Raw genomic sequence first — 20,739 nt, forward strand, 5'->3', positions numbered from 1 at the left:
AGTTGAGAGTAAGCGTGCCAGCTACAAGTGCAAATATGGGACCTGGGTTTGATACTTTAGGAATTGCTTTAAGAATGAAAAACCAAGTGCTTATAAAACCATCTAAGTTTCATAGTGTGTCACTAAAAGGAGAGGGTTCAAATAACCCTGCATTAAAAGATAATAATATGTTTATCTCTATTTTTAATGATTTTTATCATAATTTATCAACAAAAAGAAGAAATTTTAGATTTGAATTTTTCAATGAAGTACCAATGTCAAGAGGACTTGGAAGTTCATCTGCTGTTATTGTAAGTGCTATTGCTTCTGCTTATGCTATTGAGGGAATTGAATTACCAAAGCCAAAGCTTTTAAATTTAGCACTAGCTTATGAAAATCATCCTGATAATATTACTCCTGCTGTAATGGGTGGATTTAATGTTGCAACTGTTCAAGATAATGAAGTTAAATATATTAAAAAAGATATGCCAAAGTATTTAAAAGCTATAGTTGTAATACCAAATAGACCAATATCAACACATATGTCAAGAAAAACTTTGCCATACAAATACTCAAAAGATGATGCAGTTTTTAATTTATCTCATGCTTCATTATTAACAGCAGCATTTATGACAGAAAATTGGGAAATGTTAAGAATGGCTTCACAAGATAAGTTTCATCAAAAATATAGAATGAAACAGATGCCAGAGCTTTTTGAAGTACAAAAAGCATCATTAAAAGCTGGCTCACTAATGAGCACATTATCAGGTTCAGGTTCAACTTTTTTCTCAATTTCACACGCAGATGACTGTAGAAAAATAGAAAAAGAGTTAAAAGCTAAATTTCCACATTTTAGAGTTTTTGTAACTGATTTTGACAATTATGGCGTAAGAGTTGATAAGTAAAATTTCAAAATTAAGAAAAAGTTGGATATAATAATTGGCTGATTTAAAAAGACCTTTACGAATGTGTATAGTTTGTAGGGCAAGATTAGAAAAAAAAGAGCTATTAAGATTAAAGTGTGAATCTAAAAATCTTATAAAATATAACGGATTTGGTAGAAGTTTTTACATATGTAACTCATGTATTGATGAGTTTTTAAAACAAGAACTTAATAGCAAAAAAAATAGAAAAATAGAAAATGCACTATGTAAACAGTGCAAAAATAAAGATGAGTACTTAGTACAACTTAAGGAGATATTAACAGATGTCAGATAAAGTAAGAGTATATGAAATTGCAGATGAGGCAGGAGCTAGTAGTAATGAAGTTATTAGTAAAGCAAAAGATTTAGGAATAGAATTAAAATCACCTCAAAGTGCAGTATCATTTGAACAAGCAGAAGAGATTGCAAATTATATTATGACTGGAAAAAGTTCTAAAGTAAAAGCAAAACCAGCTGCAAAACCAAAGAAAATGGTCGCAAAAAAAGAGACAAAAGAAGAAACAACTACAAAACAAGAGCCTAAAGAAAATGCTTCTGAGAGTACTAAAAAAGAGACTACAAAATTAGAAGAAAATAAGCAAGAGCCTAAAAAAGAAGAAAAAATAGAAGAGAAAAAAGAAGAAGAAAAAACATCTGCAGAAGAAAAAAAACAGCCTGTTAATACTCAACGTGATGAAAAAACAAATAGAATCATACCTAAAAGAAGAGGTCTAAAAATTGTTAAGAAGAAGAAACCTGTAGCTTCAAAACCATTGGACACTTCAAGCGAAGATGAAACAACTGCAAAAAAGAAAATGAAATCTTTAAGTGAAATTTTAGGTGGAAATAACGAAGATGATAACTCTTCAAATACAACAAATACAACTGCTAATAAACCAAAAGTAAAAAAAGAGAAGAAAAAAGTTCCTCCAAAAGCACATACTCATGGTAAAAAACTTGAACTAGATGCTTCAAGTGACTTTAGAGATAGTGATGATTCATTGCTTGGTGATGAAGTTGTTTTACTTGATATGTCAGTTTCTGATAGCTCAAAACTTTTTGAAGATCAAAAAAAGCCAAATGCTAATAAAAATTCAAAACAAACAAGAAGTTCAAAACCAGCTGCTTTTGGAAATAGACCACAAGGTTTAAAAAGAAAGAAAAGAAAGAAAAGAATTAAAAGAACAGAAGAAGTAGCAGATGTAACAGAAGTTACAATACCAGAAGATATTAGAGTATATGAGTTTGCAGAAGCTTGTGGAAAATCACCAGCTGAAGTTATAACTGTACTATTTGGTCTTGGTATGATGGTTACTAAAAATGACTTCTTAAAACAAGATGAGCTAGAAATACTTGGAGAAGAGTTTGGAATTGAAGTAACTGTAAAAGATGCTTTAGAAGATGCAAACTATGTTGATGATTATTTAGAAGAAGAAATTGATGAAACTAACTTTGTTACAAGACCTCCTGTAGTTACTATTATGGGTCACGTTGACCATGGTAAAACTTCTTTATTAGATAAAATTAGAAGCTCAAAAACAGCTTCAGGTGAAGCAGGTGGTATTACTCAACATATTACAGCTTATACAATTAAACAAAATGATCAAAAAATTACTTTTGTTGATACTCCAGGTCACGCAGCTTTCTCATCAATGAGAGCAAGAGGTGCTAGTGTTACTGATGTTATTATTATTGTTGTTGCAGCTGATGATGGTGTAAAACAACAAACAGAAGAAGTAATCTCTCATGCAAAAGCTGCAAATTGTCCAATTATTGTTGCAGTTAATAAAATGGATAAAGAGGGTGCTAATATTGATATGGTAAAAGCACAAATGGCAGAAAGAGAAATGACTCCTGTTGATTGGGGTGGTGATATAGAGTTTATCCCAGTTTCAGCTAAAACAGGTAATGGAATTGATGATTTATTAGAAAATATTCTTTTACAATCAGAGATTTTAGAACTTGCAGCTGATCCAAAAGCAAAAGCAAAAGCAACTGTAGTTGAATCTTCTTTAGAAAAAGGAAGAGGGCCTGTTGCAACTGTAATTGTACAAAATGGTACACTAAAAGTTGGTGATAATATTGTTTGTGATACTACATATGGTAGAGTAAAAGCAATTACAAATGATTTAGGAAAACAAGTAAAAGAGCTTGGACTTTCTGAAACAGGTAGAATTTTAGGACTTAATGATGTGCCTGATACTGGTACATTTATGGTAGCTCAAGATAGTGATAAAGAAGCAAGAGACATTGCTACTACAAGAGCTGAACATGCAAGAGCAAAAGAGTTATCTAAATCAACTAAAGTTTCACTTGAAGAGATGAGTGGACTAATAGCTGAGGGAAAAATCAAACAACTTCCAGTTATTATTAAAACTGATGTTGGTGGTTCACTAGAAGCTATTAAAGGTAGTTTAGAACAAATTCAAAATGAAGAAGTTAAAGTAAAAGTTATTCATGCAGGTGTTGGTGGAATCACTGAATCTGATTTGATTTTAGCAAGTGCTAGTGAGGGTTGTATTATCTTAGGATTTAATGTAAGACCTACAGGTAGTGTTAAAAGTAAAGCAAAAGCTGATGGAATAACAATCAATACTTATTCAATTATTTATGATTTAATTGATGATGTAAAAGATGCATTATCTGGTATGATGAGTGCAGTAATTAGAGAAGAAAATACTGGACAAGCAGAAGTTAGAGATACTTTCGTTGTACCAAAAGTTGGAACAGTTGCAGGTTGTTTAGTAACTGATGGTAAAGTAATTAGAGGTGGTCATGCAAGAATCATTAGAGATGGTGTTGTAACTTATACAGGTAAAATCTCAAGTCTAAAAAGATTTAAAGATGATGTTAAAGAAGTTTCAAATGGTTATGAGTGTGGTATTATGTTTGATAAATTTAATGATATTAAAGTTGGTGATTTCATTGAAACATTTATACAAATTGAAGAAAAAGTACACATAGACGACAAATAATCATGAAAAGCGTTAACCTACAAAGAACAGAGTCATTGCTAATGGAATTAGTTCCTGAAGCATTGGCTACTTTAAAAGATAGTAGAATCAATTCACTTGCAGTTACAGGTGTTGATTGTAAAAATGGTAAATATGATGCGACAGTTTATTATGATGGAACTGATTATTCAAAAGAAGAGCATAGGGTTATTAACTCATTGTTGAATAAAGCAAATGGACATATAAAATCTTATTGCTTAAACTCAACAGGATGGTATAAATGCCCTAATTTTAAATTTAAAGCTGATGATACTTTAGAACATAGTATGAAAATGGAAGCTTTATTTGAAAAAATAAAATCAAAAAAAGAGGATTAATCTTAAATGAGTTTAGAAGAATCTATAAAGATGACTGTTGAAAGTTGTGGTGTTGAACTTTATGATATCGTGACAGCTAAAGAGAATGATAATAATATTTATAGAATATATATAACATCAAAAGATAAAGTAACACTTGATAAGTGTGCTGAAGTTTCAAGACTTATATCTCCTATACTTGATGTTGAAGAACCTATGAATTCAAACTATAATTTAGAAGTTAGCTCACCAGGAATAGAAAGAAGACTTAAAAAGACTCAACACTTTAAAGGCTCAGTTGGTGAGAAAATTAAAGTAAAAGATATAGCAACAGAAGTTTACAAAGGTGAACTTTTAAGTGCTGATGATGAAAAAATTGTAATTAAAACAGAGTTTGGAAATGAAGAAATTTCATATGACTCTATTTTATCAGCAGCTACATATTTTGAATGGTAATAGAGTAAATCTCTATTACTTTAACTACTAATTTACTACTTTTAATATATACTTAACAAAAACTTTTTGGAATTTAAAATGAAAATAGATGATAAATTTTTTATGAAATTAGCAATAAATGAAGCTTGGAAATATCAGTTTTTGACATATCCAAACCCATCAGTTGGATGTGTTGTTGTAAAAGGCGATAGTGAAATTTTAAGTATTGAAGCACATAAAGAAGCTGGAAAAGCTCATGCAGAAGTAAATGCACTAAAACAAGCATTTTTAAAATATCATCCAAATGATGTGTTAAAAACATTAAGTAATAGTTTTGAAATACATGAGTATTTGATAAAACATCATAATGATTTTTTTAATGATTGTACAATATATGTTACTTTAGAACCTTGTAATCATGTTGGCAAAACACCATCTTGTGCGAATTTATTAAAACAATTAAAACCAAAAAGAGTTGTTATCGCACATAAAGATATGAATAATCAAGCAAAAGATGGGCAAAAAACTCTTGAAGAAGCTTCAATAGAGTGTGAAGTGGGATGTATGAAAAAAGAAGCATATGATCTTTTATATCCTTTTTTAAAATGGAATAGTGGAACATTTATTTTTTATAAAATGGCTCAAACATTAAATGGTACTATTGATGGTGGAAAAATCTCTTCAAATCAAACTTTAGCTTATGTTCATACATTAAGAGATAGAATTGATTTACTTGTCATAGGTGGAAATACAGTAAGAACTGATAGACCAACACTTGATGCTAGGTATGTAGTAGGAACAGCACCTGAGGTACTAATATACTCACAAAAAACTATTTTTGATACACAAATTCCTTTATTTAAAATACCAAATAGAAAAGTAACAATTAGTGATGATTTATTTAAGTTGTTAGATTATAAGTTTGTTATGATTGAAGGTGGATATACATTGCTTGAAAAATTAAAAGAGAAAATTGATTTTTTAATACTGTTAGTAACTCCAAAAATAAGAAATGGACTAAATGCACAAAATATGATTGATATAGATTTTGAAATTATTCATGAAAATTTTATTGGAAAAGAAAAAATCATATATTTACGAAGAAAAGTTAAATAAATTATATAAATTACACTCTGTTAAATAATTTTTTAACTTATTATTAGATAATATTTTCTATTACTTTAAAAAAGGCACTTTAATGTCAAAAATAATAGAAAATATCTCAAAAACACTACGAAAAGAAATAACACAAAGCATAAAATCAAGAATCAAACTACTAAACTATAGAAGTGACCTGCCAGATATACTAAATGAAAGCTTGAGTGTATATAAACTAAATGGATATAGTAAAGTAAATAAACCTTATGAATTTGAAGTAATATTTGTAAGTGAAGAGTTTATACAAATAGAAGATATAGTAGATACAGATGTAGAACTAATAATCCAAGATGAAGTAAATCCATTAGATAAAAAAACAATATTTGGAAAAGTCTATGAAGCAAGTGAAGATAGTGTAGTAGCAAAAAAACATCTGTATAAAATAAAAATAGTATCGCCTTTGTATTACTTAGGATTAAATAATAGATATGAAATATATCATGAAAGAAAAGTAAGTACACTCTTTAGTGAAATAATAAATAGATATAATCAACTGCTAAATATAAATGTAGATGTAAAAATAGATATAAAAAATGAAGTAACAAGAGAGTATATAACTCAATATAATCAAAGTGATTTGGAATTTCTTACAATGCTTTGTGAAGAAGAGGGATATAGCTTTATAGTAGAATACTCTTCAAATAATCCATATAATATAGTTTTGTGTAACTTAAATGAACATGCAATAATAAATAGCTATAGCGCAGTAAGCCAATTTAATCATAGTAAAAAATTTACAGCATCTAATATAATAGAAGATTATTATGATAAAAATAGACCAAGCTTAGAATATAAAGTGCAAACAGGTGCAGCAATAACTTCAAGTATAAAAGATAATCAATCAACAAGTCAATTAAGAACAGATATAAAAAGAAATAATCTAAGAGATAAACTAAATGTACTTGATGAGAGTCTTTATAAGGATTTGGATAAATATAATAAAATAGAAGCAAAAAGAGAATATGTAAAATCAAATATAATATACGCAACAAGCCAAGAAGTAGTAATAAATGACTCTTTGTGTATAAAATTAGAAGATGAGGCTGCAAAAAAAGTATTTGATGTAATAGTAATAGAAGTAAAATATAATGGAATTTTTCCAAATGCATTGGATGAATATATACAAAATATAAATGAAAATAAAAAACATGAACTTGAATATGAAGTAGAATTTACTTCAATACCAAAAGATATAGAGTATGTTCCACCATATACAGTAATAAAACCAAAAATAAACTCAGTACAAACAGCAATAGTAGCAAGTAGTAATAGTAATACAAAAGAAGATGCAAATACAATAGATGTGGATGAACAAGGAAGAATAAAAGTATTGTTTCACTTTGAACAGAATAAAACAATATCTTGCTACTTAAGATACTCAAACTTCTTTGCAGGAGATAACTATGGAGCACAATTTCTGCCAAGAGTAAATAGTGAAGTAATTGTAAGCTTTGTAAATGGGGATATAGATAAACCAATAATAATAGGAAGCTTGTATAATGGAGAGAATAAAGTACCCTATAACCTTCCAAAAGATAAAACAAAGAGTTATATTAAAACAAACTCAATGCCACAATATGAACATAAGCAAGGATATAATGAGATACTCTTTGAAGATAAACAAGGTGAAGAGTTACTCTCATTTAGAGCACAAAAGAATCTAAAAACACATGTGTTAAATGATGAATATAAACATGTAGAGAATAACTCAAAACTATTAGTAGAAAATGATAAAGAAGAGACAATCCAAAAAGACTCAATCATAACAGTAGGAGAAGAAGAAAGAAAAAGTATTAAAGCAAACAAGATTTTAACTGTTGAGAAAGAGTCTATTACAACTGTTAAACAAGATTGTGAAAAACACTATAAACAAAACTTAGAAACTCTAATAAAACAAGATGAAAAGACATACCTAGAAAGAGATGTAGAACTTAGAATCAAAAATATCTTGCATAAATATATCCAAAAAGATGTAACAGATAAATACTTGCAAAATCTATTTGTAAAAATAGGAAAAGAGTTAAGAGTTGATATAGAAGATGGCTTTCATCTAAATACAAGTGATTTAAAAGTACAAGCTTCAGATAACTGCTTACTTGATGGAAGTGATGGTATAAGCTTTAAATGTGGAAGTAATATCCTAACAGTAGATTCAAGTGGTATTCACTTTAATACTTCAAACTTTGTGGATAATAGTGCTAATGGTGGAGTTAGTGTTGAAGATATAGTAAAAACAGAGATACCAAAACCACTATATGAAAAAGTAAGAGTAGTAGAATTAATTCCTACAATTAAAAAACAAGATGATATAACACAAGTTTTAGAGTATGAAGCTATTGTTGAGAAGTTTTATAATGGTGTTTGGAGTAAAAGTACTGATTTAAATGAAACACAACTAGCTCAACTTCAATGGTATTTTATTAAAAACAATGATGAAGCTGATACTGATATTTTAACAGATAATCCAACAAATGATAATATTACTATTACTGGACTAAAAATGAGTGTTACTTTAGAAGAAGAAAATATTTATAAAGTAGGACATGCACACTGTTTTGTAAGTAATAGTGAAGAAGAGGGATATGCACAAACACAACTTGTAAGATATTTAGAAGTTGAAGATATAGTTAGCTCTCATGTATCACAAGAAGAGGGTGAGTGTATAGCTGTATTAAATGTAGAAAGTCCAAGGCAAGAAGAACTAGCACAAATTAGATGGCAAATAGAAGATACACCAAAAGATATTTATAATGGAAAAGAGACAATAATTCATAATCTAAAAGAAGAAAAAGTTCATGAGATTAATTTCTTAGCATACATTGATGGAAAAATTCAAGATGGTGCAAATAGTAGATTAACTTATGATGAAAAAGGAAAATATATAAGTAGTTTAGGATTTAAAGATGATAACTAAAAAACTAGATGATAAGATAAAACTAACAGCAAAAACAGTAAATGTACAAATAGGACAAGAAGTAAAAGTAATCCTAAAACTTTATAATGAGGATAAAAAAGTATTAAAACAAAAAGAGTATAAAGAAAAAGTACAAGAAAACAAAAAAGTAGAGAAAAGATTTACAATCTTAAGCTTAGCAAATGAATTAAATATAGACTCCTCAAAAGTTAAATATGTTTCAGGATGGATTGATGCAGATAATGATGCAGAAATAACAAGAGAGTATGAAAAAGAAGTTTGGATAGAAGTAATTGAGGAGAAAATAACAGCTCTTTATTTTTCTTATAATCAACCTTCTAAGCCAACTGTTCATGAAGTAAAAGAAGGTGAGAATCTTTCTTTAATTGCCCAAAAATATAATACAACCGTAGAAGAACTAGTATCAGTAAATAAACTTGCAAATGCAAATATTATATATCCAGAACAGACTATTCTTATTCATAATATAAATCAAGAAGAGGTAAATAGTATTAAACTTAATAATACATTTATTCCTTTAGGAACTAAAGTAAATGTTATAGCACATGGAACCAAAGGTTCAAAAGCTAAAATAAAAATTCTAGCAAATAATTCAAACTTTAACTTTTTAAAAGAAGAACAAGAGATAAATGAATTTGATGTAACATTTGATGAAAATGGTCAATCAATAACTCCAATAACTTTACGTCCTAAAAATATAGATAATTATAAAAGTCTTATAAATAAATTTATGCCAAAATTAGGTCAAGATATAAAAGAAGAGAAACTTATTTTAAAAGGTGAAATAAAAAAAGGTAATTATCAATCTTCACTAGAAGTTGATGATATGAATACAATTGGATTAGCTCATTATCAAACATATATAAAAAGTGCATATATTACAAATGCCTCAACAGGTAAAATAGAAGCAAAACTTACAGCAAAAAAGCAAGGTAATGATATAATCTTTCAAGATATAGAAGGACAAAATGTAGCAAGTACTCCACAAGATAAAATAGCAAGTGCATTTGGTAATATAAATAATGGTTTAAGTGGATTAGCAGAAGGTATGGAGCATAAAAAAGGAAGCTTTGCATTAACAAATTCAAAAGGCATACATATAAAGCATTATGAAAGTGGATGGAGTGGAAATCCATATGTAAAAACTTATAGTATGTCTAAATGGGCTAATGGACTTAGTAAAGGTACTTTTGGTATAAGTTTAGTAATAGGTGCTTATCAAATAAATTCTGCACAAGAGAAAGATGTTATAGAATTAAAAAAAAGAGGAATAAAAACATCAAGTTATATAGATGGATTTGGACAACATACAGAACAACAAATAGGAAGTACTCTTACAGGATTTACTGGGGGAAGTTTAACATCTGGGTTAATATATTTAGGGATATTAGCACTTCCAGCTGAAGTACCTATTTTAGCTATTTTTGGAGCCTCTATTCTAATTGGAGGAGCTGTAGGTTGGATATTTTCAAAAGTGGGAGAAGAAGGAATTAAGCTTATTCAAGATAGCAAAGGAAGTACTATAATAAATGATTATTCATTACACTAGAAATAAAAGGATATATAAATGAAACAAATAGAATATTTTTACAATATAATATATTATTTTTTTTACAGAGGTGCAATTAAAATATCTTATGGGTTAGACTTTATTTTATATCCATATAGAAAGTTAATATTTCTAATTATTGACATTCCAGTTATACGTAAACAATATACTAAAAGAGGCATTATAAATCCCAGAAAAACAATAGAAGAAAGAAGAAAGAAGACTACAGAAAGTCCAATATTAAGTCGTGGAACAATAATAGGTGCAGGATTAGCCCAATTTACTTTTGTGTTATTTTATATTGGAATTTATCATATATTTAAATACTCTTTTTTCCCTACTTTTGAGGATAGCTTTGGTTACGTACTAACAGTTACATTTATTTTAGCATTTACAACAGACGTAATATTATGTCAAAAAGGCGATAAAGGTGAAAAATATATAAAAGAGTTCAATAAAAGAAAAGGTTGGTGGAGGACTAAATGGAAAATCATCACAATACTATCTTTATTTTTAAGTCTTTGGTTTTCTTTGACTACTTCTAGTGGTGGTAATGTTGGGCAGTTTCTTATTAGTTTACACTTTTAAATAGTATTTATTTAAAAGTTATAATTATAGTATAAATAAAAAAAGAGAGTTATTCTCTTTTTTTATTTTATTTAACTTTTTCTAGGTATTCCCCAGTTCTTGTATCACATTTAATAACATCACCTTCAACTAGGTGAAATGGAATTTGAACTACGGCACCTGATTCTAAAGTTGCAGGTTTTTTACCACCTTGTGAGTCACCTTTAAAATTTGGTGGAGTATCAATGATTTTTAGTTCAACTGTCATTGGTGGTTCAACTGTGATTGGTTTTTCATTGAAAAACATCATATCAACACTCATCCCATCAATAATCCAGTTTTGTGCATCACCTACTTGGTCATGTGTTAAACCTATTTGTTCATAGTTTTGTGTATCCATGAATTGTAGCATTTCACCATCATCATATAGGTATTGCATATTTTTTTGTTCTAAATTTGGAGTTTCACATTTATCACCAGCATGGAAAGTTTTTTCGATAACTTTTCCATTTAGAAAAGATTTTATTTTACATCTAACAAAAGCAGCTCCTTTACCAGGTTTTACATGTTGATACTCTGTAATTTTATAAGGGATACCATCTAATTGTATCTTTAATCCCTTTTTTAATTCGCTCATTGAAATTGCCATTTTTTATCCTTAAATTTCTGCATAAGAAACAGATATTGCTGCTTCTAGGTTTGCTAATTTACTTAAAATATCACTATTTATTGTACTATCAACTAAAATAACTGCAAGTGCACCATTTTTACCTCTTGATAGCCTAAAGTCTGCAATATTAATACCTTCATTTCCTAACACTTTACCAACTTCTCCGATTACTCCAGGTACATCAGAGTTTCTAAGGAATATCATATTACCTTTTGGTTCAATATCTAAAGCGAAATGATTAATATCAACAATTCTTTGCATATTATCATTAAATACAGTTCCAGATATAGTATTTACACCTTTTTCTGTAGTAATTTTAACAGTAACTTTATTGTTATATCCACTGTTATGAGAAATTTCTGCAGTATCAAAAGTGATACCTTTCTCTTCTGCCCAAAATTTTGCATTTACATAGTTTACATCTTCTCCACCTGATACAGATAGTGAACCAACTGCTGCAAATGTAGTCAAAGAGTCTAAATATTCTGCAATTTTACCCTCTGCTTGTACGCTAATTGATCTAATAGCACTTTTATCACTTTGTGCACTTAAAAATGCCATTTTTTGAGTTAATTCGATATATGGTTTTACAAAAGAAGGGATTTTACTTTCATCAATTGGTAAGTTAAGAGCATTTGGATATGCAATTCCACGCGCTGATTCAATTGCATTTTGTGCAGCTTGAACAGCTATTTTCTTTTGAGACTCTTTTGTATTTGCACCTAAGTGTGCAGTTACAGTTACATTATCTAAGTCTAAAAGAGGGTGATTTATTGCAGGCTCTTTTTTAAATACATCAATACCAGCCATTGCAATTTTTCCAGATTTTAAGTTGTTTACTAGTGCTTCTTCATTATATAAACCACCTCTTGCGCAGTTTATTAAAATAACACCATCTTTCATTTTTGCAATCTCTTTTTCACCAATAATATCAAGTGTTTCTTTATTTTTTGGTGTGTGTATTGTAATAATATCACAAGATAAAATATCATCGAAATTTGTAGTATATTCAATGCCTAAATCAGTTGCTTTTGTTGATGGTATATATGGGTCATAAGTTACAACATCCATTTCAAAAGATTTTGCTCTTAGTGCAACTCTGTGTCCAATATTACCAAAACCAATAACACCTAGTTTTTTACCAAATAACTCATTTCCATACCAATCTTCTCTTTTCCAGATTCTGTCTTGTTTTAATTGATTGTGCGCATAAGGGAATTTTCTCATACAAGATAACATATGAGCCATAGTAAGTTCAACTGCTGCAATAGTGTTAGCTGTTGGAACATTCATAGCAATTATTCCTCTTTTGCTACAACCTTCCATATCAACATTATCATATCCAACACCAGCTCTTATTATTGCTTTTAAATTAACAGCTGCGTTTAAAAACTTTTCATCTACATCTGTAGAACTTCTTGTAATTGCAATATCAGCATCTTTAATTACATCTAATAGTGCAGTTTTATCTATATTTGCGGCATAAACGTAGTTTATGTCCTCTGTGTTCTTAAGGATGTCTAGTCCATCCTCATGAATGTGGTCACAAACTACGATAGTATGTTTACTCATTTTTAAAATCCCTCTTATTTAAAAATTATTTAATTTGATCTTTTAATAAATCGCCTAAAGTCATATTTGAATCATCATTTACAGCTTTAAGAACTTCTCTTTCTTGTTGTAATTCTAATCTTTTAATAGATAATCTAACTCTATTTCTTTTTGTATCAATATTTACAACAACAGCTTCAATCTCTTCACCAATTTTAACTTCATCGGCTTTTAATGGACCAAAATCTTCTGTTCTTACTAAACCATCTAAATTATCATCTAGTTTAATAAATAGACCAAAATCTTTAACATCTTTGATTGGTCCTTTTACAATATCACCAATTCTATGTGCATCTTGGAATTTTTTAGCAGGAGAATCTGAAATTTCTTTGATACTTAAAGAAATATTTTCTTTGTCTTTATCAATTTTGATGATTTTAACTTCAACTTCATCACCTTTTTTAAACATAGATTTACATTTTGCATTAGTTTCCCAAGAAGCTTCTTCATTATGTAATAATCCATCAATCTCACCAATAGTAACAAATGCACCAAAGTCAGTTAAAGTAGCAACTTTACCTTTAATAACATCACCTACATTGTTCTCTTTTAAGAATTTTGCAAAAGGTTTTTCTTGTAAGTTCTTTAATGAAACTCTTAATCTTTTCTTATCAATATCAAGCTCAATTACTTCAACATTAACTTCTTCACCTAAAGTTAAAATCTCTTTTGGATTTTTGATATTTTTATTCCATGTAATTTCAGAAATATGTAATAATCCCTCAATATCATTTCCTAAATCAACAAATGCACCATAAGATTCAAAGTTAGAAACAGTAACAGTGATTGTATCACCAACTTCTAATTGATCTTTAATCTCTTCCCATGGATTTGGTAATGCAGCTTTGATTGATAATGATAAGTGTTGTTTTGCTTTATCATAAGAAAGAATAGAAACTGTAACTTCATCACCTTCTTCATAATAGTTAGCTGGATTAACAGGACCTTTGTAAGAGATTTCATTGTAGTTTACTAAACCATCAATTCCACCTAAATCTACAAACATTCCATAAGAAGTGATTTTTTTAATTGTTCCATTTACTGGTTCACCTGATTCTAAAATTTCAGCAATTTTAGTATCTTTTTGTGCTTTTGCTTCTTCAATTAGTTTCTTTCTAGAAACAATAATTGAGTTTTGGCTTTCGTTTACTTTTAAAACTTTAGCTTTAACTTTTTTACCGATTGCACCATAAACTTTTAAGTAAGATTGAGCCATTGGCATGAAATATTCACATCCATCCTCATCTTCAATTATGAAACCACCTTTATTTTTAACAGAAACAACTTTACCTTCAATTACTACATCTTCAAGGTCTTCTTTATGTTTCTCTACAAATGCGTCAAATTTCTCTTTTTGTAAAACTTTTCTATGTGAGATTGAAGGTCTTTCTCCTCTATTTCCCATTAACATAACAGGGATAGTATCACCCTCTTTATATTTTACTTCACCATTTACCGTGATTTCAGAGATGTTTAATCTACCTTCAATCTTTTGACCAACGTCAACAAGCGCGTTTTCTTCAGTAATTTCTACAATTACACCATTTACTACAGAGTTATTTTCAGCATTCTCAAAAGACTCATTAAGCATTTGCTCAAAGTCAAAGTCTTCACCAATTTCAATATCTTCGATACCCATATTATTCCTTCGTATTAACCGTTATTTATTAAATGGGATGATTATATCCAAAACTGGCTTAAACTAAAAAATTTCGTTATATTTTTCTACTTTATTTACTACTTCTTGAATGATCCAATCAGGTGTTGATGCACCAGCTGTTATACCACAGACTTTTTTGCCCTCAAACCACTGTTTTTCAAGCTCTTTTGAGTTTTCAATTAAGTAAGAATCTGCACAATTTTCTAAACAAATTGCATGTAATTGTTTTGTATTTGAAGAGTTTTTTCCTCCAATTACAATCATTATATCAACCTCTTTTGATAAATCTCTTGCTGCATCTTGATTTTCAAAAGTTGCATCACAAATTGTATTAAATACCCTAACTTCTTTATTTTTTAATATAAGTGCATTTACAATTTCAAGATATACTTCTTTTTTCTTTGTGGTTTGAGCAACAGTTGCAATCTTGTCATATTTAAAATTTATTTTATCTAAGTCTTGGACACTCATTACAACATGAACATCATCTTGATCTTCTCCATAAGATTTTACACCTTTTACTTCTGGATGTGTACTATCACCAAAAATTAGTATTGAGTAGTTTTCTTTTGACATTTTCTTAACAATTTGTTGAGGAGTTGTAACAAAAGGGCAGGTTGCATTTATAACTTTTGCATCTTTATTTTTCTTTAAATCTCTTAGCTCATCTTTTGGAATACCGTGAGTTCTAATAATAACAGTATCATCTTTTTTCACTTCTGAAAGTGAGGTATATAAACCTACATTAAAATTATTTTTTAATCTATCAATCTCATTTTGATTGTGAATTAGTGGTCCCATAGTAGCAGAATTTTCATACGATTCTGCTATTTTTATAGCTCTTTTTACTCCAAAACAAAAACCATAACTTGAAGCTAATTTAACTTGCATAATTTTCCTTAATATAGGGTGTCAAGTATCTCTTTGAAGTTAGGAAATGATGTTTGAATACATTGTGTATCTTCAATATCCATATCGCATATGGTTCCAGCAATTGCAAAGCTCATAGCGATTCTGTGATCTCCATATGAGTTAATTGTAGCTTTATTTATTGAACCACCAACAATTTCATAACCATCTTCAAACTCTGTATATTCAACACCACAAAGTTTTAAATTTTCTATTACAGAAGATATTCTATCGCTTTCTTTAACTCTTAATTCTTTTGCATTACTTACTTTAGAATTGCCTTTTGCTAAGCTCATTGCAATTGATAAAGCTGGCAGTTCATCAATTAGCCAAGAGATATTTTCATTTACATCTACGCCTTTTAGTTCATTATGTTCTACAATGATATCACCAATTGGTTCATAAATATTCTCTTTTTCAATATACTCAACTTTAGCTCCCATTTTTTCAAGAATTTTATAAGCTTCTATTCTTGTGGGATTTAAAGTTACATTTTTTATCGTAACTTTTGAGTTTAGGTTTATTGCTGCTGCAACTGCAAAGAAAAAAGCTGAAGAGGGATCAGTTGGAACTGTTATATCTAGTGGTTTTAAATAATCATTTAAAGGCTTAATATTTATAAAACCCTCTTCATCTAGTTTTATATTTGCACCCATACCATTTAGCATTCGTTCTGTGTGATCTCTTGTTAACTCTTCTTCTTTGTATTTACATGTATCTTCTGCTTTTAAAGCAGCTAAAATCATAGCAGATTTTACTTGTGCAGAGTTTACGGGTGATTGGTACTTAAATGCTTTAAGTTTATTTCCTCTAATAAATAAAGGAGCTTTATTTCCATCATCTCTTCCATCAATTTTAGCACCAATACTTCTTAATGGATTTGCAACTCTTTTCATAGGCCTTGCTCTTAAGTATTTATCACCTGTTAGAGTAAAAGCCCCATCAACACTTGCAAATAAACCACAAAAAAGTCTTATTGCAGTTCCTGAATTACCACAGTCTAAAACATCTTCTGGTTCTGTTAATTTAATTGGTGGAGTAATTTCTATATATGAGCCATCTCTTTTGATTTTTGCACCAAGTTGTTCTACGATACTTAATGTATTTAAAGTATCCTCAGCTGTAAGATAGTTTTTTATATATGAAGTTTTATTTGAAAATAGTGAAAACATTGCACATCTATGAGAGATTGATTTATCACTACTTATTGTATCAATTGTAATATCAAATGATTTTCCAATTTTTTTTATGTTTAATGTTTCCACTTTTTACCTCTTTATTCTCTTAATCCAATGCCTAGTTCTGTATCAAGTTTTTCTAAAATTTTATTCATTGTTGAAGTTATATCTTCTTCTTCCAAAGTTTTTTCATCATTTTGTAAAATAAATCTAATAGTTAAACTTTCACTCTCTTTAAGTTTTTCATCACTATAAATATCAATTAAATTAAACTGTTTTATATTAGTATCTTCAATTGAGTTTATTACTTTTTTTATTTTTGCATAAGGCATATTTTTAGGTGCAATAATACTTAAATCTTTTCTTGAAGCTTGAAATTTTGATGTTTTATGCACTTTTACCAAGTCATCTTTAATTGCATCAAAATCAATTTCTGCAATAAATGTATCTGGCAAGTCAAATTCAGTTGCAATACTTGGATGAAGTTTACAAATAAATCCAACTACTTTACCATCAATTATTACATTTGCATTTTGATAAGGATGAATAAAACTATTTTTAATATTATCCATAGGTTCTAATTCAAATTTTCCAATTGAATTTAATACTCTTTTTGAAAATTCAAAAAAATCAATATTTGCGGGTTTCCCTGCATTTGTGAAGCTTTCTTCTTCTTTTGATCCACTGTGAATAAAAGAGATTTTAAAACTCTCTTCTCTATTTGTATTTATTACTTTACCAATTTCAAAAAATGCAGCACTTTTAATACCTTGTTTGAAGTTATTAGAACAAGCTTCTACTAAATTTAAAAGAATCGTTGTTCTTAAAGTATTTAACTCATTTACAATAGGATTTAATATATCTAGTTCTTCTTTTACAACATCAAAACCATACTTTTGTAAGTTTTCTTTATTTGAAAAAACATAAGTTAAAGTTTCATAAAAACCATTTTCAATTGCTTTTCTTCTTATTTTATTTTTTTTGATTAAATTTGCTGATGTTTTATTAAATCTATTTACTTCATCAATTGCTAAAGGTTTTGCTTTAATATTGTCAATTCCTACAATTCTTACAATCTCTTCTGTAACATCAGCCATATTTTTAATATCATGTCTGTGTAAAGGAATTTGAATAGAAAATACATTGTTCAAACCTTCTTTTACTTCAAATCCAAGTGCATTTAAAATATTTTCAATTTGTGCTTTTGGTATATCTTGACCTATTATTGAATTTATTTTATCTATATTAATATCTAAATATTTTTTTTCAATATCTTCTACAAAAGCTTCTGCTCCATTATAGATTTTTGCACCATATTTTGATATAAAAGTTGTAAAACAATCAATTCCTTGTTTGATATCTGGTTCACTTCCTCTTGAAGTTCTATAATAAATATCTCCAGTTTTTTTCTTTGTTTCAAAAACTCTTTTAGATAATTTTTCTGGATTAATATATGAAGCTTCAACAATAAATATATTATCTTGTACTTTTGTCTTTTTATGTTCAATACAAATAGTACTTAAATGCTCTTTTCCATATACATTATCAAAACCATCTTTATCTTTTTTAACATGTAATACTGATAAATCATCATCTGTATCAGCATCTTCATTTGCATATGAGTTTAAAATTACACCATGTGAGTGAATTGAGTAAGATATTGCATCACTTATATCATTTTCTTCAAATTTATCAATTTCTCCAACTCTTAATTTATATAAAACAGGAAGTTTAAAATCAGTAAAATCTATTGCTTTAAATAGTAGTGAACTTTCAATACTACTTTCACACTCAACTTCTAAAAATTGACCAATTCCAAGCTCATTATTATCAAGATTTTTCTCTTTTTCAATAATTGGTATATTATAAAAAGCACTTAATTCTCTTGCAATACCATTTATACTTAGGCAGTCACCTCTATTTGCAGTTAGTTCAATCTCAATAATATCATCATTTACTAAAGGGTACTCTTTTAACTCTTTCCCAATTTTTAATTTTCCAATTGAGTTATCAAGTTCTAAAATACCATCATTTAATTTTGCTAATCCTAATTCAGTTGAAGAACAAATCATACCATTTGATTCAACACCTCTTAGTTTTGCTTTTTTTATTTTAAAATTATCATTTAATTTACAACCAACTTTAGCAACAGGTACATATTGTCCTGCATCAACATTTTTTGCTCCACAAACAATTTGTACAGTTTCATCTCCAACATCAACTTGGCAAATATTTAATTTATCTGCATCTGGATGTTTTTGCTTTTCTAAAACTTTTCCTACTACAACATTAGAAGCAATTCTTACTTCTTTTACACTATCAACTTCAAGTCCAATTGAGTTTAGTGTTTTGCAAATATCATCAGTAGAAATTTTTGATATATCAATAAACTCTTCTAACCATTTTCTTGTAACTATCATCTAAACTGTCCTAATAATTTTAAATCACTTTCAAATAGAGATCTTAAATCTCCAATATTGTGTATAAGCATCGCAAATCTTTCAACGCCTAAACCAAAAGCATATCCTGAAACATTTTCATATCCCACAGCTTTAAATACATTAGGGTCAACAACTCCACAACCTAAAACTTCAAGCCATCCTGTATGTGAACATACTCTACATCCATCACCTTTACAAAATACACATGAAATATCAACTTCAGCACTTGGTTCTGTAAAAGGGAAGAAAGATGGTCTAAATCTAACTTCAACATCACCAAACATATGTTGTAAAAATTCAACAAGAACATGTTTTAAGTTTGCAAACGATACTTTATCTGCACTGTCAACTACAAGTCCTTCTACTTGGTGAAACATTGGAGTATGTGTTAAATCAAAATCTCTTCTAAAAACAGTACCTGGAGCTATCATTCTAATTGGTGGTTTTTGCGATAACATCGTTCTTATTTGCACAGGAGAAGTGTGTGTTCTTAATACTGTAAAGTCTTTATTGTAAAAAGTATCTTGCATATCTCTTGCAGGGTGATATTTTGGAAGGTTCAATGCTTCAAAGTTGTGAAAATCATCTTCAACTAAAGGTCCTTCTTCTACTGCAAAGTTTAGATTCTGGAAATATGTTATTATTCTATCCATTGTATCAATTACTGGATGTATTGAAGCACATGATAACTCATTATTAAATCTAGTAACATCAATTTTTTCATTTTCTAATTTTTTATTTAAAGCCTCTTTTTCAAGTACTTCTTTTTTTGTTTCTATTGCTTCATTTATTGCAATTTTTTGCTCATTTAAATTTTGAGCAAAAGCTTTTTTTTCTTCATTTGGTATAGTTTTAAGTTTTGCAAACTCTTTTGTTAAAACACCTTTTTTTCCAAGCGTTTCAACCCTTAAAGATTCTAACTCTTCAAGTGAATTGGCATTATTTATTTTTTCAATCCATACTTTCACTTAACTTTCTCCTGTTCAATAGTTCTTTCTAAAGTTAGGGATTATACTTAATAATTTATTAGAGTTTGGTTATAATAAATTCATAAAAATAAAAGGAAGAAATATGTGTTTATTTTGTAAAATAATAGATGGTGAGATACCAAATAAAACAGTTCATGAAAATGAAGAATTTTTATGTTTTCATGATATAAATCCTGCGGCTAAAATTCATGTTCTTATTATTCCTAAGAAACATTATGACTCTTTTGATGTAATCAAGCCAGAACTTATGGCAAATATGACAAAATTTATTCATGAAGTTGCTGATAAATTAGGTGTAAGAGAAAATGGATATAGAATTATAACAAATATAAAAGAGCATGGTGGACAAGAAGTAAATCACTTACATATGCATTTATTAGCAGGGGAGTATGTTGGTAGATTAGTGGGAGCTAAAAAGTAGTTTT

At 28.6% G+C, this 20,739-nt stretch carries 17 protein-coding genes; 10 read left to right on the forward strand and 7 right to left on the reverse strand.

Annotation, left to right across the window (positions count from 1 at the left end; all coding sequences use genetic code 11):
- Positions 1 to 2: 2 nt before the first annotated feature.
- The 9 genes from thrB to ACAN_RS01985 all read left to right on the forward strand — a co-directional run bounded on the left by thrB (position 3) and on the right by ACAN_RS01985 (position 10,877).
- A complete protein-coding gene (gene thrB, locus ACAN_RS01945; RefSeq protein ID WP_099335240.1) occupies positions 3 to 884 on the forward strand; it encodes a homoserine kinase in 882 nt (293 codons plus the stop codon).
- Between the two features lie 34 nt (positions 885 to 918).
- Entirely contained in the window at positions 919 to 1,197 is a 279-nt protein-coding gene (locus ACAN_RS01950) for a DUF448 domain-containing protein (RefSeq protein ID WP_079580023.1), read from the forward strand.
- Complete coding sequence (infB, locus tag ACAN_RS01955) at positions 1,187 to 3,877, forward strand: translation initiation factor IF-2 (protein WP_099335239.1); 2,691 nt, start codon at positions 1,187 to 1,189, stop codon at positions 3,875 to 3,877. Before ACAN_RS01950 ends, infB begins: the two co-directional genes overlap by 11 nt.
- Before the next feature lie 2 nt (positions 3,878 to 3,879).
- Complete coding sequence (gene rbfA / locus ACAN_RS01960; protein WP_099335238.1) at positions 3,880 to 4,233, forward strand: 30S ribosome-binding factor RbfA; 354 nt, start codon at positions 3,880 to 3,882, stop codon at positions 4,231 to 4,233.
- A gap of 6 nt (positions 4,234 to 4,239) precedes the next feature.
- Positions 4,240 to 4,668: a ribosome maturation factor RimP gene (rimP, locus tag ACAN_RS01965; protein ID WP_099310715.1), complete on the forward strand. Its 429-nt coding sequence runs from the start codon at positions 4,240 to 4,242 to the stop codon at positions 4,666 to 4,668.
- 78 nt (positions 4,669 to 4,746) lie between these two features.
- Positions 4,747 to 5,763 carry a bifunctional diaminohydroxyphosphoribosylaminopyrimidine deaminase/5-amino-6-(5-phosphoribosylamino)uracil reductase RibD gene (ribD, locus tag ACAN_RS01970; RefSeq protein ID WP_099335237.1) on the forward strand — a complete coding sequence of 339 codons (1,017 nt, stop codon included), beginning with the start codon at positions 4,747 to 4,749 and terminating at the stop codon, positions 5,761 to 5,763.
- A gap of 82 nt (positions 5,764 to 5,845) precedes the next feature.
- Positions 5,846 to 8,719 carry a type VI secretion system Vgr family protein gene (locus ACAN_RS01975; RefSeq protein ID WP_147525199.1) on the forward strand — a complete coding sequence of 958 codons (2,874 nt, stop codon included), beginning with the start codon at positions 5,846 to 5,848 and terminating at the stop codon, positions 8,717 to 8,719.
- On the forward strand, positions 8,709 to 10,289 hold the full coding sequence (locus ACAN_RS01980; protein ID WP_099333767.1) for a LysM peptidoglycan-binding domain-containing protein: 1,581 nt from the start codon (positions 8,709 to 8,711) through the stop codon (positions 10,287 to 10,289). The genes ACAN_RS01975 and ACAN_RS01980 overlap by 11 nt, the downstream gene beginning before the upstream one ends.
- Positions 10,290 to 10,307: 18 nt before the next feature.
- Complete coding sequence (locus ACAN_RS01985) at positions 10,308 to 10,877, forward strand: hypothetical protein (protein ID WP_099333768.1); 570 nt, start codon at positions 10,308 to 10,310, stop codon at positions 10,875 to 10,877.
- A 67-nt stretch (positions 10,878 to 10,944) separates the two neighbouring features.
- Here the strand turns inward: ACAN_RS01985 and efp are convergent, their stop codons facing one another.
- The 7 genes from efp to pheS form a co-directional block, all read right to left on the reverse strand.
- Positions 10,945 to 11,505, reverse strand: coding sequence for an elongation factor P (gene efp / locus ACAN_RS01990; protein WP_079578288.1), 561 nt, complete (start codon positions 11,503 to 11,505; stop codon positions 10,945 to 10,947).
- 9 nt (positions 11,506 to 11,514) lie between these two features.
- The gene (serA, locus tag ACAN_RS01995; RefSeq protein ID WP_099333769.1) at positions 11,515 to 13,098 is read right to left on the reverse strand and encodes a phosphoglycerate dehydrogenase; all 1,584 of its coding nucleotides are present in this window, start codon (positions 13,096 to 13,098) and stop codon (positions 11,515 to 11,517) included.
- A gap of 25 nt (positions 13,099 to 13,123) precedes the next feature.
- Positions 13,124 to 14,776 carry a 30S ribosomal protein S1 gene (locus tag ACAN_RS02000; RefSeq protein WP_079578286.1) on the reverse strand — a complete coding sequence of 551 codons (1,653 nt, stop codon included), beginning with the start codon at positions 14,774 to 14,776 and terminating at the stop codon, positions 13,124 to 13,126.
- 63 nt (positions 14,777 to 14,839) lie between these two features.
- Positions 14,840 to 15,688, reverse strand: a complete 849-nt coding sequence (locus ACAN_RS02005) for a 4-hydroxy-3-methylbut-2-enyl diphosphate reductase (RefSeq protein WP_099333770.1) — start codon at positions 15,686 to 15,688, stop codon at positions 14,840 to 14,842.
- A gap of 8 nt (positions 15,689 to 15,696) precedes the next feature.
- On the reverse strand, positions 15,697 to 16,971 hold the full coding sequence (gene aroA / locus ACAN_RS02010) for a 3-phosphoshikimate 1-carboxyvinyltransferase (protein WP_099333771.1): 1,275 nt from the start codon (positions 16,969 to 16,971) through the stop codon (positions 15,697 to 15,699).
- A gap of 11 nt (positions 16,972 to 16,982) precedes the next feature.
- A complete protein-coding gene (gene pheT, locus ACAN_RS02015; RefSeq protein WP_099333772.1) occupies positions 16,983 to 19,304 on the reverse strand; it encodes a phenylalanine--tRNA ligase subunit beta in 2,322 nt (773 codons plus the stop codon).
- Complete coding sequence (gene pheS, locus ACAN_RS02020) at positions 19,301 to 20,293, reverse strand: phenylalanine--tRNA ligase subunit alpha (RefSeq protein WP_099333773.1); 993 nt, start codon at positions 20,291 to 20,293, stop codon at positions 19,301 to 19,303. Before pheS ends, pheT begins: the two co-directional genes overlap by 4 nt.
- A gap of 103 nt (positions 20,294 to 20,396) precedes the next feature.
- Here pheS and ACAN_RS02025 point away from each other — a divergent pair, with 103 nt between their 5' ends.
- The gene (locus tag ACAN_RS02025; protein WP_099333774.1) at positions 20,397 to 20,735 is read left to right on the forward strand and encodes a histidine triad nucleotide-binding protein; all 339 of its coding nucleotides are present in this window, start codon (positions 20,397 to 20,399) and stop codon (positions 20,733 to 20,735) included.
- The last annotated feature ends 4 nt before the right edge of the window (positions 20,736 to 20,739 follow it).

This window comes from Malaciobacter canalis (assembly GCF_008000835.1).
Taxonomy (GTDB): domain Bacteria; phylum Campylobacterota; class Campylobacteria; order Campylobacterales; family Arcobacteraceae; genus Malaciobacter; species Malaciobacter canalis.